Below are 23,181 nucleotides of genomic sequence, written 5' to 3'. Positions count from 1 at the left end.
CGATATCAAATCGCCCCACCGCCCTAAAGCTTTGCCGCTCGCGGTCGAATGTATTCCATTAAGAGATTTTTTTGCCCAGGAGCAGCGGCATGCAGACGTTAAAGGACTTGTACGAGTCTATCGAGATGCAGTTTTTCGATACCCTCACCAAAAAGCTCTCGAGTCTTTTCCTGTTGGTGCTGGTCAGTGGCTTGTTGTACTGGGTGGCCGTCAGCGCCCGCGCCGAGATCCTGCTGCTGTTGCGCAACGCGCAGTTGGACGGTGCCTTGCTGGGGCAGATCGAAGGCCGGCTCGACAGCCTTACCCATGCCCTGCTCTTCGGCGCGGTCCTGACGCTGGGCATGATCAGTTTCATGGTCTGGTATTTCCGCCACCTCATCGTGCGCCCCGTCACCGCCATGACCAAGGCCCTGGAAGAGATCGCCAACGGCGAAGGCGACCTGTCCAAGGACCTGCCACTGGTGACCCACGACGAGATCCGCGTGCTGGCCGGCACCTGCAACCGTTTCCTGGCCAAGCAGCGGGAGATCATCAGCAATGTCCAGGCGCTGACTGTGCACATCGCCGTCGAGTCGGCCCGCTCGCTGAAGAACATCAGCGACTCCAGCGACAGTGCCACCCACCAGGCCCGCTTCGCCAAGGAAGTGATGGACCAGAGCAACACCGCCGTGGGCCGCATCGAAGAAGTCTCGCGCCAGACCCAGGGCATCTCCAGCACCACCGCCCAGAACCTGAGCATGGCCCGCGACTCCTACGCCGAGCTACTGGAAGTAACCGGCAACATCAGTGAGATTTCCAGCAACCTCGGTGAATTTGCCACCTTGGTGAGCGCCTTGAACCAACGTTCCTCGAGCATCAAGTCGATTGTCGGGTTGATCCAGCAGATCTCTGCCCAGACCAACCTGCTGGCCCTCAATGCCGCCATCGAAGCCGCCCGGGCCGGCGAAAGTGGCCGCGGCTTCGCGGTGGTGGCCGATGAAGTGCGCACCTTGGCACAGAATGTCAGCCGGGCCACCGACGATATCTCGCGCAACATCGACGCCATGCTCGAGGAAGTCAGCTCCACCCACGAGCAGACCACGCAGATCAGCCACAGCGCCCGGGAAACCCAGAAAGTGGTGGAACGCGCCTCCGGCCATTTCGAAAGCATGATCGTCGACTTCGAATCCACCAACGGCAAGCTGGCGGACATCGCGACCCACATCCAGCAGTTCGCCGACAGCAACACCGGGATCAACGACCGGGTGACCCAGATTCACGCCGACAGCCAGTTGATCGACCAGCGCATGCAGCATTCAGCAACGGCCACCCGCGACCTGTCCGGCGTGGCCGAAAAGGTCCAGGCGCTGCTGGGCCGGTTCGTGCTCGGCCACGGCAAGCTGGACGCCGCCATTACCCGCGCCAGCGAGTGCCGCGACACGCTCCAGGTTCGCCTGGAAACGCTGCAACGCGAAGGCCTGAACCTGTTCGATCAGAATTATCAACTGATTCCCGGTACCGATCCCAAACAGTACATGGCCAGCTACACCGAACGCTTTGCCCAGGTCTGCCAGGAAGAATGCGACAAACTCACCCGCAGCACGCCGGGGGGCAAGGTGTCGTTCATTGTCGACAGCAAGGGCTACTGCCCGGTGAACAACAGCTGGGTCTCCAAGCCGCCAACCGGCGACCGGGCGGTGGATTTGCCGGTGTGCCGCAACAAGCGAATCTTCAACGACCCGATCGGCCTGCGCGCGGCGGGCAACGTCCAGCGCTTCCTGCTGCAGACCTACCTGCGCGATACCGGGGAAATCATGACCGAGATCGACGTACCGTTCTTCTTCGGCGGTCGCCATTGGGGCAACTTGCGGGTGGGCTTCGATGCGGCGGTGCTGCTGGCGGAGTGATCAACAGCGGAATCAAGCCAGACAACTACCCTGTGGCGAGGGAGCTTGCTCCCGCTCGGCTGCGCAGCAGTCGCAAAACCGGCTGATACGGTCGGCCTGAAGAACCGCCGGGGCCTGCTTCGCACGCCAGCGGGAGCAAGCTCCCTCGCCACAAGGGATTTTGTGGCGCATACAAATTCTGAGCCCCCCAAAAACAACTGTGGGAGCGAGCTTGCTCGCGATGGCGGTGGATCAGTCGACATCATCGTTAACTGACACTCCGCCATCGCGAGCAAGCTCGCTCCCACAAGGGTTACATCATCCACTGGCCATCAGCAGTTCAACAGCACTTGGGCCCACCCTTGCCGCCGTAACGGGCCTCCTGGCGTTCGCGAAAGAACGCCTCGTAGTCCATCATCGGTTTGTCCGGGTGCTGGGTTTGCATGTGCTCGACGTAGTTGTCGTAGTCGGGCATGCCGACCATCAGGCGGGCGGCCTGACCGAGGTATTTACCCAGGCGACTCAAGTCATTGAACATCGTTGCAATCCTCTATCAAGCGTCCGGCAGGGCCTGGAATGGCGCTTCTTTGTCCGTGCGTTCCTTGGTGCCCCAGGCGGCGATGCCGACCTTGAGCGCGTAGAACAGGATGCTGAAGACCACGAACAGGAACAACACCGTCAGTGTTGCGTTGGTGTAGGCGTTGAACACCACGTGCTGCATCTGCTCGATGCTCTTGGCCGGGGCCAGGATCTGGCCGGCGGCCAGGGCATCGTTGTATTTGCGCGCCAGGGCCAGGAAGCCGATCGCCGGGTTGGCGTCGAACAGCTTGATCAGGCCCGCGGTGGTGGTGCAGATCAGCAGCCAGGACGCCGGCAGCAGCGTGACCCAGACGTAGCGCTGGCGCTTCATCTTGATCAGCACCACGGTGGCGAGCATCAGGGCGATACCGGCCAGCATCTGGTTGGAGATGCCGAACAGTGGCCACAAGGTGTTGATGCCGCCCAGCGGATCGATCACGCCTTGGTACAGCAGGTAACCCCACAGTGCCACGCAACCGGCGGTGGCGATCAGGTTGGCGGTCCACGATTCGGTGCGCTTGAGGGCCGGCACGAACGAGCCGAGCAGGTCCTGGAGCATGAACCGCCCGGCACGGGTGCCGGCGTCCACGGCGGTGAGGATGAACAACGCTTCGAACAGGATCGCGAAGTGGTACCAGAACGCCATGGTGTTCTCACCCGGCAGCACCGAGTGCAGGATCTGCGCGATCCCCACCGCCAGGGTCGGCGCACCGCCGGCACGGGCCAGCACGGTGGTCTCGCCGATGTCCTTGGCCACCGCTTGCAGCGCCTCGGGCGTGATGGCAAAACCCCAACTGCTGACGGTCTGCGCCACGGCCACCACGTCACCGCCGACGATGGCCGCCGGGCTGTTCATGGCGAAGTACACGCCCGGCTCGATCACCGAAGCGGCGACCATGGCCATGATCGCCACGAAGGACTCCATCAGCATGCCGCCGTAACCGATGTAGCGGGCGTTGGTTTCATTATCCAAAAGCTTGGGCGTGGTGCCCGAGGAGATCAGCGCATGGAAGCCCGAGACCGCGCCGCAGGCGATGGTGATGAACAGGAACGGGAACAGCCCGCCCTTCCACACCGGCCCGGTGCCGTCGGTGAACTGGGTCAGCGCCGGCATTTTCAGCTCGGGCATGGTGACCAGGATGCCGATCGCCAGGGCGACGATGGTGCCGATCTTGAGGAAGGTCGACAGGTAGTCCCGCGGGGCCAGGATCAGCCACACCGGCAGTACCGCCGCGACGAAACCGTAGCCGATCAGCATCCAGGTGATCTGGATCCCGGTGAAGGTGAAAGCCTTGGCCCAGACCGGGTCGGCGGCGATTTGCCCGCCCAACCAGATCGACCCCAGCAGCAACAGCACGCCGATGATCGAGATTTCACCGATGCGGCCCGGGCGGATGTAGCGCATGTAGATGCCCATGAACATCGCGATCGGGATGGTCGCCATCACCGTGAAGATCCCCCACGGGCTCTCGGCCAGGGCCTTGACCACGATCAGCGCCAGCACCGCGAGGATGATGATCATGATCAGGAAGCAGCCGAACAGCGCGATGGTGCCGGGGATGCGGCCCATTTCCTCGCGCACCATGTCACCCAGGGAGCGACCGTTGCGGCGGGTGGACAGGAACAGGACCATGAAGTCCTGCACCGCACCGGCCAGCACCACGCCGGCGATCAGCCAGAGCGTGCCGGGCAGGTAGCCCATCTGCGCCGCCAGCACCGGCCCGACCAGCGGCCCCGCACCGGCAATGGCCGCGAAGTGGTGGCCGAAAAGGATGTGTTTGTTGGTCGGGACGTAGTCCAGGCCATCGTTGTTGAGCACGGCGGGGGTGGCCCGGCGCGCATCGAGTTGCATCACGTTGTTGGCGATGAAGAGGCTGTAGTAGCGGTAGGCGACCAGGTAGATGGCCACGGCGGCGACGACGATCCAGAGGGCATTGATGGGTTCGCCGCGGCGCAAGGCCACGACACTCAACGCACAAGCTCCCAGAACAGCCACGGCAAACCAGGCGAGGTGTTTAACCAGACGGGTTGTCATTGCGTGTCTCCTGCCGATATCCAGTGGATTGCGGCGATTGTTTTTATAGTGTGCCCCGGCTATTCGGAGCCGGCCCAATATCCCTGCAAGTCGTCAATAAATAAATGCGCAGTACTACGTACAGGCCATCTACGTAGTTCTACGTAGACACCCATCCCCTGTGGGAGCGAGCTTGCTCGCGATGGCATTGTGTCAGGCGACATCCCCTCTGGCTGATCCGACGTCATCGCGAGCAAGCTCGCTCCCACAGGTTTTATGCCTCACCCATGGGTTTGGCATATGATGCCGCCATTCGCCTCCCCGCCGAGCCCGGACAGGAGTACAGATGCTGCTCAAACACAAAATCGTCGCCCTCGGGATTTTGCCGCTGGTCCTGGCCATCGCCGTCATCTGCGCCCTGGTGATCTCGCTCAACCGCCAGTTGGGCGATCAACAGGCACAACTGATCGAAGACAGCATCCTGGCGAGCAAGCGCGCCGAGTTGAAGAACTATGTCGAGATGGCGCAGAGCCTGATCGCCCCGCTGTATGACAACGGCCAGGGAGACGCGCGGGCGCAACAGCAGGTCCTGGAAGAACTGCGCAAGCTCAGCTTCGGCATCAACGGTTACTTCTTCGTCTACGACCGCCAGGGCCGCAGCCTCATGCATGCCCGCCAGTCGGAGTTGGTGGGGCAATACCTCTGGGACATGAAGGACCCCCACGGCCTGCCGGTCATCCAGGCACTGATCAAAAGCGCCGAGTCAGGCGAAGGGTTCCAGCGCTATGCCTGGAACAAGCCCTCCTCCGGCCAGGTGACCGACAAGCTGGCCTATGTCGTGATGCTGGACAAATGGGGCTGGATGCTCGGCACCGGGATTTACCTGGAAGATGTCGAGCGCGCCACCCAGCAGGCCCGTGACGAGGTCGCCCATGGCATCCACACCACCATGCAAGCCATCGCCGCGATCGCGTTGGTGGCGGTCCTGCTGGTGTTTGCCGGCGGCATGACCCTCAATGTCAGCGAACATCGCCTGGCCGACAAAAAACTGCAGCGCTTGAACCAGCGCATCGTCAGCTTGCAGGAAGAAGAACGCTCGCGGGTTTCGCGCGAGCTGCATGACGGCATCAGCCAACTGCTGGTGTCGATAAAATTCCAGTTCGAGCTGGCCAGCCACGTGTTGGAGAATGGCCAGGAAAACGGCCTGGGCATCCTGAAGAACGCCACTGACCGGCTCGGCGAAGCCATCGGCGAGATCCGTAATATCTCCCACGACTTGCGCTCGTCCCTGCTCGATACCTTGGGCCTGCCCGCCGCCATCGGCCAGCTCGCCACCGAATTCCAGCAGCGCAGCGGGCTGGAAGTGTCCTATCGAAGCAACGAATTCGATTGCCGCCTCGAAAATGGCGCCCCTGTCTCGCTGTTTCGCATTGCCCAGGAAGCCCTGACCAATATCGAGCGCCATGCCGGGGCGAAAAGCGTCGGCATTACCCTGTTCGGTTCCAGCCAATCCTTGCGACTGACGGTGGTCGACGACGGGATGGGGTTCAACGTCCCGCAAGTGGAACGCGGCCATGCCGGCATCGGCCTGCGTAATATCCGCGAACGGGTCGAGCATTTCGGCGGACGCCTGGAAGTGACGTCCGTACCGGGCCGCAGCGAACTGGACATCCTGCTGCCCATGAACCTCTCGGTCACGGAAAACTGATGCACGCCCACGCCAACAAGAGCACTCGTCGATGAACCTGCCTCCCGTGATTCGCGTCGCACTGGTCGATGACCATTCCCTGGTCCGCGACGGCATCAGGGCCCTGCTGTCAGTGATGCCGCAACTGGATGTGGTGGGTGAAGCCGAGAACGGTGCGCAAGCGATCGAAATGGTCGGTCGCTGCCAACCGGACCTGCTGCTGATGGACATCGGCCTCAAGGATAAGAACGGGCTCGAGCTGACCCGGCTGCTGGGCAAGCAATACCCCAGCCTCAAGATCCTGATCCTCAGCATGTACGACAATTATGAGTACGTGAGCGAGTCCGTGCGTTCCGGCGCCAGCGGCTACGTACTCAAGAACGCGCCATCGCGGGAAATCATCGCGGCCATCGAAGCCATCATCAGCGGCGGCACCTTCTACAGTGCCGAGATCGCCCAGCGGCTCGCCACCGACCCACACACCGACAACGAGCTGACGCCACGGGAAAGCCAGGTGCTGTACAAAATGGTCCAGGGCCTGAACAACAAGGAAATGGCCCGTGAACTGGACATCAGCGTACGCACCGTCGAAACCCATCGCCTGAGCATCCGCCGCAAGCTGAACATCGACAAGCCCGCGGCCCTGGTGAAATACGCGATCGACCACGGGATCATTTCCCGCTAGAGAAACCATTGTGGCGAGGGAGTTTGCTCCCTCGCCACAGGTGCCCCTTATCCAGCGTAATAACCAGGGTGTTCAAGATCATCCAACAACCCCGGGCCGCTTGGCGTCCAGCCCAGCAAGGCACGGGTGTATTCGCTGGACACCGCCATGTTCGCCCCCGCCATGTGGGCGAACCAGCCGAAATGCTCGCGCTCCCGGGATTCGACCGGCAACCCCAGGCCACGACCGATCGCCTGGGCAATGTCCTTGAACGGCACGGCCTCGTCGGCGACGGCGTGGTAGACGGATTGCGTCACCCCCTGCTCCAAGGCAAGCCGATAAACCCGCGCGGCATCCTGTCGATGCACACCCGACCAGCAATGGCTGCCGTCGCCTGGGTAAGCCGATACGCCGCTTTGCCGGGCAAGGCGAATCAGGATCGGCACGAAGCCATGGTCGCCGAGGCCATGGACCGAGGGCGCCAGTCGCACCGTCGCCACACGCCCCCCACGCTCGGCCAGGTCCCGGGCGGCGGCTTCGGACTTGCGGGGCGAAGCCGGGCTCACCACTTCCAGTTCACTCGCGCCCCGCGTCAATCCAAACAGGCCCGACGTCACCAGCAACGGCCGGTCGGAGCCGCGCAACGCATCGCCCAACGTTTCGATGGCGCGGCGGTCCTGCTGGGCATTTTCGGCAAATCGCGAGAAGTCATGATTGAACGCCGTGTGGATCACCGCGTCCGCCGCCGAGGCTGCGCTGTGCAAGATCTCGAGATCATCCAACGTGCCTGGAATCACCTTCGCGCCTGTCGCAGCCAGTGTCGCGCCTTTTTCTTCACAGCGGGCCAGGCCCGTGACCCGATGCCCGGCGGCGATCAGATCCTGTACCACGGACGCCCCAACCCAACCCGTGGCACCGGTAACGAATACGTGCATATGCAACGCTCCTGTTCTAAAAAAACGAGACCGAAAATCTTCTATAACCCAGCGAAGACTCAGGATTTGTATTGAACTTGTGCTTGCCGTCCTCTGAGCAGCATCAAGGCCACCCCGAAGGACATCCCAACGGCAATGGCGCCGCCCAGGTAAACCGCACCGATGCCCCAGCCACTGGCCAACAAACCGGCCAGCGGACTGGTGATGCCCAGGGAAATATCAAGAAACGCGACGTAGGCCCCCATGGCGAGACCGCGTGCCTGCGGTGGCGCACGCCGTACCGCTTCCACGCCGAAGCCGGGAAACGCCAGGGAGTAACCGAAGCCGGTGAAAGCCGCGCCCACATAAGCCATGGTCGCGGTGTCGGCGCTCCAGATCAGCAGCAACCCAACGGTTTCGATCAATACGCAGACCAGGGCGACGCGAGCGCCGCCAATCTTGTCCGGAAGGTGCCCGAAAAGCAGGCGCGCAGCGATGAAAGCCACACCGAACGCCGTGAACGCCAAGGAAGCGTTGCCCCAATCCCTGGCCGCGAACAACAGGGCAATGAACGCCGTGAGGACACCAAAGCCGACGCTGCAAAACGCCAACCCCATGCCGGGAACCCATACAGCCCCGAGCATCGTGTAGAACGGTGTACGCCGGGTCGCCGTAGGGGCGACAGCGCGCACGCCCGCGACAATCGGCAAGGCCAGTAGCGGAATGAACATCGAGGCCATGGCAATGCCGGTGAACCCCCAGGCGCCGTTGAGCACCACGCCGAGCGGAGCACCCAGTGCGTAGGCCCCGTACATGGCGATGCCGTTCCAGGCCATGACCTTGCCGGCATGCTGCGCCCCCACCAGGCCGATGCCCCACCCCAGCGCACCGGTGACAATGAGGCTTTCGCCAATTGCCAGCAGCACCCGACCGCCGGACAAGAGCCAGACCGACATGACCGGCGCGGCAACGAACGCCAGGGAAAGCAGATAGACCAGCCCTGAAGCCGCGGCGGTCACCAACCCGGTCATGACCGCGCGTTTGCCACCGCGCATATCGGCAAAATTGCCGGCCCAGGCCCGTGACAACAGCGCCGCGGCGAACTGTGCCCCGATCACCAGGCCAATCACCAGCGTGCCCATGCCCAGCGCGTCATGCAGATGGAGGGGCAAGACAGGCAGTTGCATGCCGATCGTGAGAAAACCGATGAATACGGTCAGTGTGAGCGGCAACAGCTTGAGCGCCGGATGGGCCTCGACGGCAGCCTGAGGCGCCGAAGAAGCGCCGAGATGAATATTGTCTTGTGTCATAACCCTACCCACGGAAAGGATGCGATGTGACGTTGAACGCTGCCTGCGGAGGCGACTAGAATGCGATCAATTCGTCGCATTCAAGATACGAATAATCCGTCGCATTTCCTATTCGCATTCCCTGCCGAGGTTCAAGCCCACATGTCCGAACGCCCAAGCCCGCAGATTTCCTCGCGTAAACAGCCGAAACAGGCACGCTCCACCGAGCTCGTCGCCGCGGTTCTGGAAGCGGCTGTTCAGGTTTTGGCGACCCAGGGCGCGGCACGTTTCACGGTGGCCCGGGTTGCCGAGCGGGCGGGCGTCAGCGTCGGTTCGGTGTATCAATACTTTCCGAACAAAGCGGCGATCCTGTTCCGCCTGCAAAGTGATGAATGGCGGCAAACCAGCGACATGCTGCGCGAGATTCTTGAAGACACCCTCAAGCCGCCCTTCGAGCGCCTGCGTATCCTGGTGCAGGCGTTCATCCAGTCCGAATGTGACGAAGCCCAGATACGCGTCGCCCTCAACGACGCCGCCCCGCTCTACCGCGACGCTCCCGAGCACCAGGCCGCGCGGATGTCGGTGCAACAGTCGGTGGACGCTTTCATGCTGCAAGCATTGCCAGACGCACCGGCCCAAACTCGTACCCTGGCAGGTGACCTGGTCATCAGCACGCTCAGTGCCGTGGGTAAGCGCTTTTCATCAGCGCCCCGCTCTCCTGCGGACGTTGCCATCTACAGCGACGCCATGGCCGATATGTTCTGCGCCTACCTGGGAAGTTTGCAGCGACGCCCCTTTGAGACCGCTGTCTGCTGACGGTTCGTCAGCCATGCTCCAGTGACAGCCTGCCAACACTTTTACTACACTCCCCGATCTTGTTTCCCTCCGCTACGAGACGTCCCCTCACAATGAAAACCATAACAAGCTCGATGACGTTCTGTGGCCTGTTGGCGCTCTCTTGCGGCGCCTTGGCCGAACCGGCACCTTCGCTGCTGGACCAGGTCCTGCAACGCGGCGAACTGAAGGTGTGCACCACCGGCGACTACAAGCCCTATACCTTTAAAACCGAAGCAGGCGAATACGAAGGCATCGACATCGACATGGCGCGCTCCCTGGCCGCCAGCCTCGGCGTCAAGGTGCAATGGGTGCAGACCACCTGGAAAACCCTGATGCCGGATATGGTTGCAGGCCAATGCGACATCGGCATGGGTGGGATTTCGGTGACGCTGGAGCGTCAGAAGAAAGCCTATTTCAGCACCACCCTGGACGTGGACGGCAAGATCCCCCTGGTGCGTTGCGAAGACAAGGAGCGTTACCAGACCCTCGAGCAGATGAACCAGCCTTCGGTACGCCTTGTCGAGCCGGCCGGCGGCACCAACGAAGCCTTCGTCCGGGCGTTCCTGCCCAACGGCCAGCTCAGCTTCCATGACAACGTGACCATCTTCCAGCAACTGCTGGACAAGAAAGCCGACGTGATGATTACCGACGCCTCGGAAGCGCTCTACCAGCAAAAACTCAAGCCCGGCCTGTGCGCCGTCAACCCGACCCGCTACCTGCAATATGGCGAGAAGGCCTACCTGCTGCCACGGGATGACAACACCTGGAAGATGTACGTGGATCAGTGGCTGCACCTGAGCAAGGCCAATGGCAGCTACCAGAAGGTGATTGGCCAGTGGCTGGCCGTTCCAGCCACCCAGTAACCATTGGCTGACCCCCCCCCTGTGGGAGCGAGCTTGCTCGCGATGGCGTCAGGTCAGCCGCATTGATCTTGGCTGACACACTGCAATCGCGAGCAAGCTCGCTCCCACAGGGGAATTGTGGCGTATGCGAATCCTGGGGCTACCCCAAAACAACTGTGGGAGCGAGCTTGCTCGCGATGGCGTCAGGTCAGCCGCATTGATCTTGGCTGACACACCGCTATCGCGAGCAAGCTCGCTCCCACAAGGGGAATTGTGGCGTATGCGCATCCTGGGGCTACCCCAAAACAACTGTGGGAGCGAGCCTGCTCGCGATGGCGTCAGGTCAACCGCATTGAGGTTGGCTGACACACCGCCATCGCGAGCAGGCTCGCTCCCACGGAGGACCTCCTGTGACGGGGTCTGTTCCGGACAGACCCATTCACCTCACTGTGCCGCGCGCACCTTGGCGATTTCCTCGTACATCGTCTTCACCAGGTCGCCATCCAAGGATTTGGCGAACTTGTCGACCACCGGTTTTACCCGCTCACGCAAGCGATCTTTCTCGGCTGGGGTGATTTCATTGACGGTCATCGCGGCGGCCAACGTGGCCTTGGCCTTGTCCATGCTCGCCGCCGTGACTTCACGCTGGAATGCTTGCGCCTCGGCCGCGGCCGCGCGAATCATCGCTTTTTCATCATCGTTGAGGCGGTTCCAGGTTTTCTGGCTGATGATCAACGATTGCGGATTGAAGATGTGCCCCGTGACGGAAAGGTACTTCTGCACCTCGTAGAACTTGTTGCCCTCAATCACCGTGAAAGGGTTTTCCTGGCCGTCGATGGTGTGCTGCTCAAGGCCAGTGTAGACCTCGGGGAACGCCATCGGCACGGGGTTGGCGCCCAGGGCGGAGAAGGTCTCCAAGTAGATCGGCGACTGGATCACGCGAATCTTCAGGCCCTGCATGTCTTCAAGCTTGGTCACCGGATGCTTGCTGTTGGTCAGGTTGCGAAAGCCCAGGTCCCAATAACCCAACCCTACCAGCCCTTTGCTGTCCAGTTGCGCCGCCAGTTTCTGCCCGACCGGCCCATCGATGACCGCATGGGCTTCCTCGACGTTGTTGAACAGGAACGGGAAATCGAGCATGGCGTAATCCGGTGCCTGGGCGGCCAGGATGCCGGAGTTGAGCACCGTGATGTCCAGTGTGCCGCCCTGCAACGCCGACACCGTTTGCACATCACCACCCAACGTACCGCCGGGGAACAGGCGGACCTTGATCTTGCCGCCGCTCTTCTCGCTGAGCAGGTCGGCGAACTTCTGCGCGCCCTGGCCCTGGGGGTGTTCCTTGACGTTCTGGAAGGCGAATCGCAAGGTCCGTTCGCGGATTTCGTCCGCGTGGCTGGCCACGCCGGTCAACAGCAAGCCCGTCGCGCACGCCCCGGCCAGCAGGGTTTTCATCAGTTTTCCCATGTCACTCTCCGATCGTTATTGTTTTTAAGGTCGAGCTAACAGCACCGGTGTTAGCCGGTGAAGAATTTCAACGGCCCCAGGACCAATTGCGGGAACAGGACCAACAGGAACAGCACCACAAACTGCGCAAACATGAACGGCCACACCCCGCGCACGATTTCCTCGAAGTCCAGCTTGGCCACTCCGCAAACCACATTGAGCACCGTGCCCACGGGCGGCGTGATCAGGCCGATGGCCGTGTTGATCAGGAACAGCACGCCAAAGTACACCGGGTCGATCCCCGCCTGGATGACGGCCGGCATCAGTACCGGGGTGAGGATCAGGATGGTCGGGGTCATGTCCATCACCGTCCCTACCAGGATGATCAGCACCATCATCACCAGCAACAGAACGGTCTGGTTGTCCATGAACGGCGCCAGCAGCTCCGCCAGTTGGCCCGGCAGGTCGGCGATGGTCACCAGCCACGATGAAACCATGGCCGCCGCCACCAGCAGCATCACCACCGAAGTGGTCTTGGCCGAGGACAGGATCACTTCGTACAACTGGCTGACCTTCATTTCCCGGTAGATCACCAGGGACACGAACAGCGAATAGACCGCCGCGACCACCGCCGCTTCCGTGGGCGTGAAGATGCCGAATTTGAGGCCCAGGATAATGATCAAGGGCAGGCCCATCGCCCAACTGCCATCGAGCAACGTGCGCAGCACTTCGGCACGGGAACGTTTGGGCGGCGTCTCGACGTTCTCGCTGCGGGAGATGTACCACCAGGCAACGGCCAGCGAAGCCCCCAGCATCAAGCCCGGTACGATCCCGGCCAGGAACAGCTTGGAAATCGACACCCCGGATGCCACACCAAAGACGATGAAGCCAATGCTCGGCGGAATGACCGGCGCAATGATGCTACCGGCGGCGATCAGCCCGGCCGAGCGCCCTCGGTTGTGCCCAGCCAAGACCATCATTGGTACCAACAACGCCGCCAGCGCCGCCGCATCGGCCACGGCCGAACCGGACAACGATGCCAGCAGGCAGGAAGCGATGATCGCCACGTAACCGAGGCCACCGCGCTTGTGCCCTACCAGCGCCATGGCGATGTTGACGATGCGCTTGGACAGGCCACCGACGTTCATGATTTCGCCGGCCAGCATGAAGAACGGCACGGCCATCAGCGGAAAACTGTCCGCGCCGTTGAGCAGGTTCTGGGCAATGATTTGCGCATCGAACAGATCCAGGTAAACCATCAACGCCACGCTGACCACCAGCAAGGCAAACGCGATGGGCATGCCCAGTGCCATGCTGCCGATCAAGGACCCGAGGAAAATAACCAGCGTCATGGGCGGGTACTCTTGATGGAATCAGGGATGCCGGGGTGATGAGTGATCGCCTCGGCGTCGTTGTCCTTGACCATCACCAGCTCGTCATCCCCGAGCTTGCCAAACAACGCCAGGTAGAGCTCGTAGAGCAGGATCGGTGCGGCACTGGCGCCGAACACCAGGCCGGCGCCATAGAACAGCGCCATGGACAATCCCGATGCCGGGGCGACTACGTTCAGGTTGATCGCCGCCTGTTGCCAACTGCCACTGAAGATCAGCCAGCAGATGTACAACATCAGCAGATGCCCGATGACCAGGCAGATCCGCTTGCCTGCCGACGGCAAGCGCTTGACCAGGCTGTCCATGCCCAGGTGGGCACGGTCCTTGAGCGCCACCAGGGCACCGAGAAAAATCATCCAGACGAAGAACCAGCGCGACAGCTCCTCCGACACACTGATGCCGGAGTTGAAGGCATAGCGCAGCACCACATTGCCGAACACCAGCACGATCATTGCGAGCACGCACAGCACGATCAGCAGCTTCAGCAGCTTGAAATACAAATCGACGACTTTTGCCATCTTGAAGACCTCTCGGGGTGTCGAGTGCCGGGTTCCAAACCGGAGCGATAGAACGGCGACGGTGTCCGCTATCGAATCCAAATGGAGGTGTTCCGAGGGGCTTCAGGCCAGGAGCGCCAGACCGAGGGAGAGGTGTCGGGCGTTTGCAGACAGGTTCGCATGAGGTGTTCCTCTATTTTTTATTATGGTCTTGGCAATGCGTCGCAAGACGTATGTGGCGCCTAAAATGTACCACCCGGTTAGTTCGGTCAATATCCCAGGCACGAACGTATTACAAAGCGTGCGATTATCGGCTAGAGGGACAATCGATTTCCGCGACACCCGATGGGTTTAAGGCAGGCCTCAAGGCGGGTGGCTTACTTAAGGATCGCGCTGTTTTGCGAAGACTAATAATGCGTATCGCAGCCCCTGAACTACTTAAACAAAAACTCAAACTAAATTGAACTTTCATCAACTTGTAAGACTTGGCACTTAGGTACTAAAGCTTGCGCCCAACTTGACAATATACAGGCGTCATTCTAATGACGAACCCAAGACTTACATAAACGTTGGCGCTTTCTGTCAAAAAATCGACAGCCACGCGCATTGCTGAGCCAATGGCGATTAACGAAGCCAGAAAGCCTATAAAAATCCTTATTAATCAAACAGTAACAAACGAAATAAAATCAATGCCCAGCACCTTCCTCCAGCCTTTAATAAACGCTTTAAAAAAATTTATTGAAACTTCACATATAAAACTTTGCGGCAGCGATCTTTAATGTTATTAATTTGACGGTTCAGATCGCAAGATGCCACTACCGTCACGTCCTGTGCACGCAGGTATTTGCCTGACTTTCAGATTTACTAACTTAAACCGCTTGCCTGGCCAGTCACCTACCGTGCCTGGATGGCTGTTGTGCGGCGCAGAAAACTGCGCGAGGAAGGCGTCATCGCAACTCAAGACTCACGGATCAAGATCCTTTCGATCTTCGGTACCCGTCCCGAAGCCATCAAGATGGCTCCTTTGGTCAAGGCCCTCGCCGCCGAACCAGGCATTGAATCGCTGATCTGCGTCACCGGCCAGCATCAAAGCATGCTCAAGCAGGTGTTGGATCTGTTCGATCTCAAGGCTGATTTCACCCTTGATGTGATGACGCCGCACCAGACGCTCAACTCCCTGACTGCCGCCCTCTATAGCGCCATCGACCCGGTGCTGGAACAGACCCGGCCGGATCGGGTGCTGGTCCATGGCGACACCACTTCGGCCATGGTGGCCTCGATGGCCGCCTTCCACCGGCGCATCCCCGTAGGCCATGTCGAAGCCGGGCTGCGCACCGGTGATATCTACAGCCCATGGCCGGAAGAAATGAACCGTCGCTGCATCGATCTCAGTGCCGACCTGCTGTTTGCCCCTACCGGCCAATCACGGGACAACCTGCTGGGCGAACGCCTGCAGGGCCGCTGCCTGGTGACCGGCAACACGGTGATCGATGCACTGCAACTGACTGCCCAACGTATCAATGACGATGCCCGGTTGCGCGGTGATCTGGACCAACAGTTCCCGTTCCTGCAAACCGGACGCAAGCTGCTACTGGTGACCGGTCATCGTCGGGAAAACTTCGGCGAGGGTTTCCTGGACATCTGCAAGGCCTTGCGCGAGCTGGCCCAGCGCACTGATATCCAGATCGTCTACCCGGTGCATCTCAATCCCAACGTACTGGGGCCGGTGACCGAACAACTGGGTGACCTGCCCAACGTGCACTTGATCAAGCCCCTGGATTACCTGGCGTTCGTGCGCCTGATGCAACATGCCCACGTCATCCTCACGGACTCCGGCGGTGTGCAGGAGGAGGCGCCGTCCCTGGGCAAACCCGTCCTGGTGATGCGCGACGTCACCGAGCGCCCCGAAGCCGTGGCCGCCGGTACCGTGCGCCTGGTGGGCACGTCCCCGGCCTCGATCATCGCTGGTGTGAACGCGCTGTTCGACGACGTGGCCTTGTGGCGTCGTACCTCTCAGGCGATCAACCCCTACGGCGATGGCAAGGCCAGCCAGCGCATCGTCGACACCCTGATGGGGCGTGCAGTCGACGACTTTGTCGTGGGTCAGGTGCAAGCGGCCCACGAGCCGTCACACACGCCGCTGTCCGAGCCACGCGAGTTGCTCGCCGATTTCACCTCATAACTGCTACCCACCCTTATCAGATCGAGATTTGCCTGAATGAAGCCTTCCGTTGCCATCCCTACGGGCGCGCTCAGCGCCCTTGCCTGTGGCCTGAGCCTGCTCGCGCTCATGCCAAACTTTGCCCTGGCTGCGGATAGCCCGCTCACCCAGGCAATCAACCGACTCAACGCCGATACCCGCCAGGAGCGTGAGATTCGCTTGAGCGACCTGGGCATCACCGCGCCAATCCTGCTGGGTGCCAGCGACGCTCGACGCGAACTGTATTTGCCGGTACCCGCCGGCGTGACCCTGAGCGATGCGACACTGCAACTGGACGCCAGCTATCTCAATGGCGAAGGCGGCCGCAATACCATGCTGCTGTCGCTCGATGGCTATCCGGTGCGCGCCGAAGGCCTCAGCGAGGCGCAGGGCGATGCCAGCGTCAAGCTGGGCGTAGACCAGGCCCCACGGGACAACGGCCTGGTACGCCTGGGCATTGCCTGGTCGTCGGTGGTCTCCCGGCCGCTGTGCGAAGAAGACCGGGTCATCGGCAACGTGCTGCGCATTCAGCCCAATACCCGCCTGAACTACAGCTACGATGCCAGCCAACTGAAGGATGTCGGCGCCGCCTGGGCGACACTGCCGGCCAACCCTGGCATTCTGGTCGCACCGGGCTCGTTGTCGGCCGGCAGCTATGATGCTGCCTGGCGATTGGGCGTGGCCCTGGAGCGGATCGGCAAGCATGCCCGTATCCTGCCCTTCCCTGCCCTGCAGGACAGCGTCGACCTGAGCAATCTGCGCGTCCCGGCCGAACTGTTGAACATTCCCGCCTTCGCCAGCCTCAATGGCAAGGGCCAGCATACCTTGGCCAACCCAGCCGAAATCGGTGCGCTGCTGATGCTTGGCCAAGTGCCGAACCTGCAGGCCGACCTGGCCATCAGCGACCCGCAACTGCTCCAGGCCATCAACCAGTCCATGGATGCCTTGCAGAACCAGGTCCAAGGCGTCGACGCCACGGCGGCAGCGGCCTTGACCCAATGGCGCAATGCGCACGTCAACGCCGCCCTGGTGGGCACCGGCACTGACAACGTGCGCCTGGCGCTGCTGGGCACTCGCCCGGTGCTGACGATCGCCCCGGATGCGACCGGCAAAGCCCTGTCCTTGCTCGGCTCTGCCTGGACCAAACTGGCACGCAGCCGCCAGTTGACCGTGAACGAAGCGCAAACGCCGTTGAGCGAAGATGGCCGCGTGGCCCTGTCGCGATTGGGCGGCGCTCCCGGTAACTTCGACGTGGCCTCGCGATTCGACTGGAGCACTTCGTTCCCTCTGGGCAGCGTGGCGTATGACGGTCGCCTGCCCGTCACCGCAGTGGTCGACGTCTCCGCCGCACCCGGCGCTTCGGACACCGCGCCCGTGGCCTCGCTGTTTTTCAATGACTTCCTGATCGGTGCCCAGCAACTGACCACCGATGGCGAACCACAACGCATCCAGGCTCACATCCCACGCTACGCCCTGGGTTCGAAAAACGTACTGCGCGTCTCGTTCCAGCGCCAACCGGTCAGCGACCGTTGCCTCGAAACGCCTCAGGCGTTCCCGGTGTCCGTACTGCCTACCAGCCATATCGTGCTGGATAAAACTTCACTGGGTGATGATTTCGCCGGCATCGCCGCACGCTTCGCCGTAGACACCCAAGTGCTCGTTCCCCAGGCATACCTTGACCATCCGGCCAGCAGCCTGGCCCAGGTGATCTCGGTGGCCGACGCCTCGGGTGTTTCGCCGCTGCGCGCGCAGTTGAAAGTCAGCACCGATCCGAAAGCCGCCGTCAGCCCGGACAAAGCGTTCCTGGCTTTCGAACTGCCGCTCAAGGACAGCAAGGAGTCGGTCCAGGTCGACGAGCAGGGTCACCTGCGGATCAACCACAAGGACCAGGTGATGCTGGATGTGCAGCGCCTCAACCAGTTGGCATCGTTGCAAGTGGTGCAGACCTCGGGCCAGCACGGCCTGGTCTATCGGGCCCTGGGCGACCAGCCCCCGAGCCTGGCCAAGCCGGTCGTACTGACTCGTGGCGATGTGGCGATCCTGGGCGACAACGGTGCCGTGGCGGTCTTCGATACCCAGGATCCCAACGGCAGCCAGTTGATCGGCGAGGAAGAACCCAAGGGCCTAGATGCCTGGCGCAAACCGTCACTGCTTTGGCTGATCCCCGGTGGCATTGCCTTGTTCCTTATCTTGTTGCTGGCTGGCCGTAGCGCCCGTCGCAATCGCCAGTAACGGTAACCTTTGATGACGTCGCTTTATTGGCCCTATTGGCTGGCCCACTACTACAACTACTTGGAAGCCGCGACCATTGTGGTCGCGGTACTGATCCTGATCTCCAGCCTGGACGATCTGATCATTGACGTGTGGTACTGGTCTCGTCGCCTGTACCGCAAATTCACCGTGGACCGCCGCTATCGGCCGCTGACCGTCGAGCAATTGCTGGCCCGGGACGAACAGCCCCTGGCGATCATGGTCCCGGCCTGGCTGGAATACGACGTCATCGCGCCGATGATCGAAAACATGGTGTCGACGCTCGACTACCAGAACTACGTGGTTTTCGTCGGCACCTATGTCAACGACCAGCGCACCATCGACGAAGTCGAGCGGATGCGCCGGCGTTACAAGCAGTTGCACCGCGTGGAAGTGCCCCATGCCGGGCCGACCTGCAAGGCTGACTGTTTGAACTGGGTGATCCAGGCGATTTTCCTGCACGAGAAAACCCATGGCATGACCTTCGCCGGCGTCGTGTTGCACGACAGCGAAGACGTGCTGCATCCGCTGGAATTGCGCCTGTTCAACTACCTGTTACCGCGCAAGGACATGATCCAGTTGCCGGTGGTCTCGCTGGAACGCAACTGGTACGAATGGGTGGCGGGCGTCTACATGGACGAGTTCGCCGAATGGCACGGCAAGGACCTGGTGGTGCGTGAAAGCATGACCGACACTGTGCCCTCCGCCGGCGTCGGCACCTGTTTTTCCCATCGTGCCCTGCGGGTGCTGGCCGGTGAAACCGAAAACCAACCGTTCAACACCGACAGCCTGACCGAGGACTACGACGTTGGCGCACGATTGGCCAAGGTCGGCATGAACGCGATCTTCGTACGCTTCCCGGTGCAGTTCCGGGTGCTGCGCAAATCCTGGTTCCGCAAACCCTATGAATCGACCCTGACGATGCCGTTGTGCGTGCGTGAGTTCTTCCCCGACACCTTCCGCACCGCCTTCCGGCAAAAGGCCCGCTGGACCCTGGGCATCGGCCTGCAAGGCTGGGAACAGATGGGCTGGAATGGCTCGCTGGCCAACCGATACCTGCTGTTTCGCGACCGCAAGGGTGTGGTGACAGCGTTCATCAGCATCATTGCCTACGTGATTCTGGTACAACTGCTGGGCCTGATTATCCTGCGCAACAGCGGCTTGTGGGACGTCAGCTTCCCTACGCCCTTTGAAACCAATGGCGTGATCAAATACCTGTTGCTGGCCAACGGCGTTGCCTTGGCCTGGCGGATCGTGCACCGCTATTACTTCACCACGGTACTGTACGGCTGGCAGCACGGTTTGCTGTCGATCCCGCGCATGCTGGTGGGCAACTTCGTCAACTTCATGGCCGCCTCTCGCGCCTGGCGCATGTTCCTGGTGGGCAAGGTCATGAACCGCAAGCTGGTCTGGGACAAGACCATGCATGACTTCCCGTCCACCGACCTGGTCGCCACCGCACCACGCCGCCTGGGCAGTGTATTGCTGTCCTGGCAAGCCATTACCGACACCCACCTGCAAAGCGCACTCGACGAACAGCAGTCGCGCAATGTACCGCTGGGTCGGATTCTGCTCAATAACGGCTGGCTGGACGACGAAACCCTGGCCGAAGCCATTGCGTTCCAGAATGACCTGCCGCGGGTCTTTGAAGTGGCCCAGAAAGCAGCAGCCTCGACGTCGTCGCTGGCCAGCGAGTTTGCTTTGCGCTGGCGCGTCATTCCCTTGGGGCGCAACGGCGAAGGACGTGAACAGATCGCCGTCGCCAACCCACTTTCCGCTGAAGGTCTGCAACAGATCAGCGCCGAATTGGGCAGCGAGCCGGTGCAATTGATCGCCCGGGAGAGTGAAATTCTCGCGTTGTTGCGCCGATTGCCAGCGAACAACGGCCATGCCGTACCGAATGCCCGCGCGCCGCTGCTGGGCGACCTGCTGATCGAAATGGGCCTGCTCGATCGCGATCAGTTCAGCCACGCCATGCTGCAGTATCGTCCGCAGCATCACGGCCGGATTGGCGACTACCTGGTCGACAGCGGTGTATTGCCCCGGGCAACGATCGAACAGGTGGTGGCACGCCAGCACAGCCTCTACCCAATGGAGCTTCCGGCATGAACCGCCCCCTTCTGACCCTCTTGGCCGCGGGGCTGAGCCTGATTCCCGTGCTGGCGTCTGCCGAGACATTGCCGCTGCCGTTGACAGGGCCGGCCTACACCGCCGCCAACGAGGCCTACAGCGCCTACGGGCGCAAGGACTACGACCTGGCCATCGCCAAGGCACGCGAAGCCCTGCGCCAGCGCGCCGACGTGACGCGCTTGAACACACTGATCGAGCTGGCCGAACGGGACAAGAAACTGCGCGACCAGCCGCAGACCGCCCGGTCATCCCGCGCCGCGCCGGCAGCACCGGGCTTCGCCGCCGCGTCCCAGGGCTTCAAAGCCTATGATCGCGAACAATTCGGCCTGGCCGCGCAATCGGCCCGCAAGGCCATCACCCAGGCACCCCGTCGTCGCGAGTATCGATTGCTGCTGATCGATTCCTTGCAGCGCCAGCAACACTTGGAAGAAGCCGACCAGGCCACCACGGATGCCCTCCGGACCTTCGCCAACGACAACACATTGCTGCTGCGTCGCCAAGCGATTCGCCGTCAACTGGCGGTGCCGGTGGCGACCCAGGGCTACCGCGCCCTGGAGCAAGGCAAGGCGGCCATGGCCGTGGACCGCGCCCGTAAAGCGGTGACCTTGGCTCCGGAAGTTTCCGCCAATCAGCAACTGCTCATCAGCGCCCTGCTCGCGGCCAAGGACTACCCCGCCGCCGAACAGGCCGCGACAAACGCCCTGGCACTGGACGACAGCAAGACCGCCCCGTGGGTCCTGCGCAGCTATGCTCGCGAGCGTCAAGGCAAGACTCCGGCGGCCCAGGCCGACCTGAACCACGCCTTGGCCCTGCCCGGAGTGACGGCCGGTGAACGCCGTGACCTGCGCCTCTTTGCCGTCGACGCTACGCTGGCCCGAGGCGAACCTCAGCAAGCCCTGAACCAGTTGCAAGCCTTGGGCGGTGACGACAGTGATGAAGTGACCCGCCGGCGTACCGCCGCAAGCATGGCACTGCGCCAGAAAAACAAAGGGTTCGCCACCGTCGTGCAATTTGCGCCACCGCCCCTGGAATGCCAGGAAAGCACTTTCGGCCTGACCTGCGCCATCTGGCCTGGCAGCGCCCACGATGCAGGCACGGCGCTGGCCTCCCTGGCCTATGCCGCCCTCGGTCGCAAAGACCCGGCAACCGCGGTCGGCTTGACGAACCAGGCCATTGCCCGTGCGCCACGGAATCCGTCCTATCGCTACCTGCTGGTCAGCGCACTGACGGATCAGAAACGCTTGCCCGAAGCCATCGCGGCGGCCAGCCAAGGCCTGCAGGCCAATGGCGACGACGCCCGACTGTTGGTCATGCGTGGACGCCTGCGCCAACAAACCGGGGACGATGCCGGCGCCCGCGACGACTTTACCCATGCCCTCGCGCTGGGCACCCTGCCGGCCTATGAAGAAGCCGGGCTGTATGCCGCCATCGGCCAGCGCCGCACGGCTCGTGAGCGTCTGCAAGAGGCACGCAGCAGCGGCGAGCTGGCCTCGGTCAGTGACCTGCAGCTCGCTTACCTCTCGATGCAGGCCGGCGACGATGAAGCCGCCCACGATGCGTTCCGCAAGGCCGATGCGGCCACGCCACTGAAGCCGGCGGCAGCCCAGGACGCCGCCTACAACGCCATGCGTGTCCATGAGGACGACGAATCCGTCGCATACTTCAAGCGCGTGATCGATGGGCAAAAAACTGCAGAAACGCCCATGTCCGCGCAACAACTGTTCGATACCCGTCGCACCGTGGGTGACGTTTCGCGCAGGATGGGCCTGACCAGTACCACCAGCTATCGCGGCTCCAGTGGCCTGAGCGGAGCGCCGAGCACCAATAACAGCGGCGGCAGCGAAAGCAACGACCTGCTGCAAAACAGCACCGAACTGTCCTGGCGCCCATTGGGTTATCGCAACGCCCGCTTTGTCGAACTCTACGGGCGTATCACCGACACCCTGTGGAGCAAGAACAGCGACTCGGACACCGGTGCCGATGCCCTGCAGGGCGCCGTTGGCGTACGGGTCAAACCCTTCAGTTCGGTCAACATCATGGCCGCCCTTGAGCGCACGTTCCCGCTCGGCTCTTCCAATGTCGACGGCGACTGGCTGGTGCGCCTGGGCTACGGTTCGAGCATCGGTACCGACCTGCGGGTCGATGTGCCGAGCTGGTGGACCTCGCAGTTGTATGCCGAGGTCGGCCATTACATCAATGACTCGCGCAATTACTTCAACAGCGAATGGCAAGTGGGCCGCAGCTACGCCATCGGCGGGACCGGTTCGCGCTGGGTGACCTTCCCCCATGTCGTCGCGGCGATCGACTACGATTCGAAGATGAAGAGCGAAGCCGGTGGCGGCTTTTCTTCCGGCGACGCCGGAGGCATCGGGATAGGAAACAACGTACGCTATTGGTTCCGGGAAGACGCCTACAACTCGCCACGTTCCTATGTGGATTTTTCCCTGCAATACCGAGCCAGGGTGTTCGGCGAGGATCGCGCCAAAGGGGTGTTCGCGCGCTTGACCTACTCCTATTGATCCGGTGGGTGTACCAGTCGGTCCATCGTTACGAAAAGCGGCTCGTCTTGCCGAGCCGCG

At 61.8% G+C, this 23,181-nt stretch carries 16 protein-coding genes; 9 read left to right on the top strand and 7 right to left on the bottom strand.

What is annotated here, in order from left to right:
* The first annotated feature begins 89 nt into the window (after positions 1-89).
* Positions 90-1,886, top strand: a complete 1,797-nt coding sequence (locus AO356_RS25715) for a methyl-accepting chemotaxis protein (protein ID WP_060742187.1) — start codon at positions 90-92, stop codon at positions 1,884-1,886.
* Between the two features lie 319 nt (positions 1,887-2,205).
* Here AO356_RS25715 and AO356_RS25710 read toward each other — a convergent pair whose 3' ends face one another.
* Both AO356_RS25710 and AO356_RS25705 read right to left on the bottom strand, forming a co-directional pair.
* Positions 2,206-2,403: a YbdD/YjiX family protein gene (locus AO356_RS25710; RefSeq protein ID WP_053187442.1), complete on the bottom strand. Its 198-nt coding sequence runs from the start codon at positions 2,401-2,403 to the stop codon at positions 2,206-2,208.
* A 15-nt stretch (positions 2,404-2,418) separates the two neighbouring features.
* Complete coding sequence (locus tag AO356_RS25705; RefSeq protein WP_060742186.1) at positions 2,419-4,479, bottom strand: carbon starvation CstA family protein; 2,061 nt, start codon at positions 4,477-4,479, stop codon at positions 2,419-2,421.
* Positions 4,480-4,804: 325 nt separating this feature from the next.
* On the opposite strand from AO356_RS25705, the gene AO356_RS25700 reads away from it, so the two are divergent.
* Both AO356_RS25700 and AO356_RS25695 read left to right on the top strand, forming a co-directional pair.
* Positions 4,805-6,166 (top strand): cache domain-containing protein, encoded by a 1,362-nt coding sequence (locus tag AO356_RS25700; protein WP_060742185.1) that lies wholly within the window; start codon positions 4,805-4,807, stop codon positions 6,164-6,166.
* A 31-nt stretch (positions 6,167-6,197) separates the two neighbouring features.
* Positions 6,198-6,830: a response regulator gene (locus AO356_RS25695; RefSeq protein WP_024619432.1), complete on the top strand. Its 633-nt coding sequence runs from the start codon at positions 6,198-6,200 to the stop codon at positions 6,828-6,830.
* A gap of 47 nt (positions 6,831-6,877) precedes the next feature.
* Here AO356_RS25695 and AO356_RS25690 read toward each other — a convergent pair whose 3' ends face one another.
* Both AO356_RS25690 and AO356_RS25685 read right to left on the bottom strand, forming a co-directional pair.
* A complete protein-coding gene (locus AO356_RS25690) occupies positions 6,878-7,744 on the bottom strand; it encodes an SDR family oxidoreductase (protein ID WP_060742184.1) in 867 nt (288 codons plus the stop codon).
* A 59-nt stretch (positions 7,745-7,803) separates the two neighbouring features.
* On the bottom strand, positions 7,804-9,033 hold the full coding sequence (locus tag AO356_RS25685; protein ID WP_109791109.1) for an arabinose transporter: 1,230 nt from the start codon (positions 9,031-9,033) through the stop codon (positions 7,804-7,806).
* 141 nt (positions 9,034-9,174) lie between these two features.
* Between AO356_RS25685 and AO356_RS25680 the strand changes: the two genes are divergently transcribed.
* Together AO356_RS25680 and AO356_RS25675 are read left to right on the top strand one after the other, a co-directional pair.
* Entirely contained in the window at positions 9,175-9,828 is a 654-nt protein-coding gene (locus AO356_RS25680; RefSeq protein ID WP_060742183.1) for a TetR family transcriptional regulator, read from the top strand.
* Between the two features lie 92 nt (positions 9,829-9,920).
* On the top strand, positions 9,921-10,712 hold the full coding sequence (locus AO356_RS25675) for a transporter substrate-binding domain-containing protein (RefSeq protein WP_060742182.1): 792 nt from the start codon (positions 9,921-9,923) through the stop codon (positions 10,710-10,712).
* A 423-nt stretch (positions 10,713-11,135) separates the two neighbouring features.
* Here AO356_RS25675 and AO356_RS25670 read toward each other — a convergent pair whose 3' ends face one another.
* Genes AO356_RS25670 through AO356_RS25660 form a run of 3 tightly spaced genes read right to left on the bottom strand, consistent with a single transcriptional unit; the run spans position 11,136 to position 14,043 of the window.
* A complete protein-coding gene (locus AO356_RS25670; protein WP_060742181.1) occupies positions 11,136-12,155 on the bottom strand; it encodes a TRAP transporter substrate-binding protein in 1,020 nt (339 codons plus the stop codon).
* A gap of 50 nt (positions 12,156-12,205) precedes the next feature.
* A complete protein-coding gene (locus AO356_RS25665) occupies positions 12,206-13,486 on the bottom strand; it encodes a TRAP transporter large permease subunit (RefSeq protein WP_060742180.1) in 1,281 nt (426 codons plus the stop codon).
* Positions 13,483-14,043, bottom strand: coding sequence for a TRAP transporter small permease (locus AO356_RS25660; RefSeq protein ID WP_060742179.1), 561 nt, complete (start codon positions 14,041-14,043; stop codon positions 13,483-13,485). The genes AO356_RS25665 and AO356_RS25660 overlap by 4 nt, the downstream gene beginning before the upstream one ends.
* A 928-nt stretch (positions 14,044-14,971) precedes the next feature.
* On the opposite strand from AO356_RS25660, the gene wecB reads away from it, so the two are divergent.
* Genes wecB through AO356_RS25640 form a run of 4 tightly spaced genes read left to right on the top strand, consistent with a single transcriptional unit; the run spans position 14,972 to position 23,121 of the window.
* Entirely contained in the window at positions 14,972-16,204 is a 1,233-nt protein-coding gene (gene wecB, locus AO356_RS25655) for a non-hydrolyzing UDP-N-acetylglucosamine 2-epimerase (protein ID WP_081015479.1), read from the top strand.
* A 36-nt stretch (positions 16,205-16,240) separates the two neighbouring features.
* Positions 16,241-18,454 (top strand): hypothetical protein, encoded by a 2,214-nt coding sequence (locus AO356_RS25650; RefSeq protein WP_060742178.1) that lies wholly within the window; start codon positions 16,241-16,243, stop codon positions 18,452-18,454.
* Positions 18,455-18,466: 12 nt separating this feature from the next.
* Positions 18,467-20,581: a glycosyl transferase family protein gene (locus AO356_RS25645; protein ID WP_060742177.1), complete on the top strand. Its 2,115-nt coding sequence runs from the start codon at positions 18,467-18,469 to the stop codon at positions 20,579-20,581.
* Positions 20,578-23,121, top strand: coding sequence for an NfrA family protein (locus tag AO356_RS25640; protein WP_060742176.1), 2,544 nt, complete (start codon positions 20,578-20,580; stop codon positions 23,119-23,121). Before AO356_RS25645 ends, AO356_RS25640 begins: the two co-directional genes overlap by 4 nt.
* Positions 23,122-23,181 lie beyond the last annotated feature (60 nt).

The sequence above is a fragment of the Pseudomonas fluorescens genome (assembly GCF_001307275.1).
Lineage (GTDB): Bacteria > Pseudomonadota > Gammaproteobacteria > Pseudomonadales > Pseudomonadaceae > Aquipseudomonas > Aquipseudomonas fluorescens_AA.
Note: the sequence above shows the minus strand (reverse complement) of the source record. Positions and strands in the feature narration are given on the sequence as shown.

What these genes read in the sequence shown, in the direction of transcription:
- AO356_RS25645 (WP_060742177.1), top strand. Translation starts at nt 18,467, where the DNA reads ATGACGTCGCTTTATTGGCCCTATTGGCTGGCCCACTACTACAACTAC.
- AO356_RS25715 (WP_060742187.1), top strand. Translation starts at nt 90, where the DNA reads ATGCAGACGTTAAAGGACTTGTACGAGTCTATCGAGATGCAGTTTTTC.
- AO356_RS25685 (WP_109791109.1), bottom strand. Translation starts at nt 9,033, where the DNA reads ATGACACAAGACAATATTCATCTCGGCGCTTCTTCGGCGCCTCAGGCT.
- AO356_RS25675 (WP_060742182.1), top strand. Translation starts at nt 9,921, where the DNA reads ATGAAAACCATAACAAGCTCGATGACGTTCTGTGGCCTGTTGGCGCTC.
- AO356_RS25670 (WP_060742181.1), bottom strand. Translation starts at nt 12,155, where the DNA reads ATGGGAAAACTGATGAAAACCCTGCTGGCCGGGGCGTGCGCGACGGGC.
- AO356_RS25680 (WP_060742183.1), top strand. Translation starts at nt 9,175, where the DNA reads ATGTCCGAACGCCCAAGCCCGCAGATTTCCTCGCGTAAACAGCCGAAA.
- AO356_RS25705 (WP_060742186.1), bottom strand. Translation starts at nt 4,479, where the DNA reads ATGACAACCCGTCTGGTTAAACACCTCGCCTGGTTTGCCGTGGCTGTT.
- AO356_RS25700 (WP_060742185.1), top strand. Translation starts at nt 4,805, where the DNA reads ATGCTGCTCAAACACAAAATCGTCGCCCTCGGGATTTTGCCGCTGGTC.
- AO356_RS25695 (WP_024619432.1), top strand. Translation starts at nt 6,198, where the DNA reads ATGAACCTGCCTCCCGTGATTCGCGTCGCACTGGTCGATGACCATTCC.
- AO356_RS25710 (WP_053187442.1), bottom strand. Translation starts at nt 2,403, where the DNA reads ATGTTCAATGACTTGAGTCGCCTGGGTAAATACCTCGGTCAGGCCGCC.
- AO356_RS25690 (WP_060742184.1), bottom strand. Translation starts at nt 7,744, where the DNA reads ATGCACGTATTCGTTACCGGTGCCACGGGTTGGGTTGGGGCGTCCGTG.
- AO356_RS25640 (WP_060742176.1), top strand. Translation starts at nt 20,578, where the DNA reads ATGAACCGCCCCCTTCTGACCCTCTTGGCCGCGGGGCTGAGCCTGATT.
- AO356_RS25660 (WP_060742179.1), bottom strand. Translation starts at nt 14,043, where the DNA reads ATGGCAAAAGTCGTCGATTTGTATTTCAAGCTGCTGAAGCTGCTGATC.
- AO356_RS25650 (WP_060742178.1), top strand. Translation starts at nt 16,241, where the DNA reads ATGAAGCCTTCCGTTGCCATCCCTACGGGCGCGCTCAGCGCCCTTGCC.
- AO356_RS25665 (WP_060742180.1), bottom strand. Translation starts at nt 13,486, where the DNA reads ATGACGCTGGTTATTTTCCTCGGGTCCTTGATCGGCAGCATGGCACTG.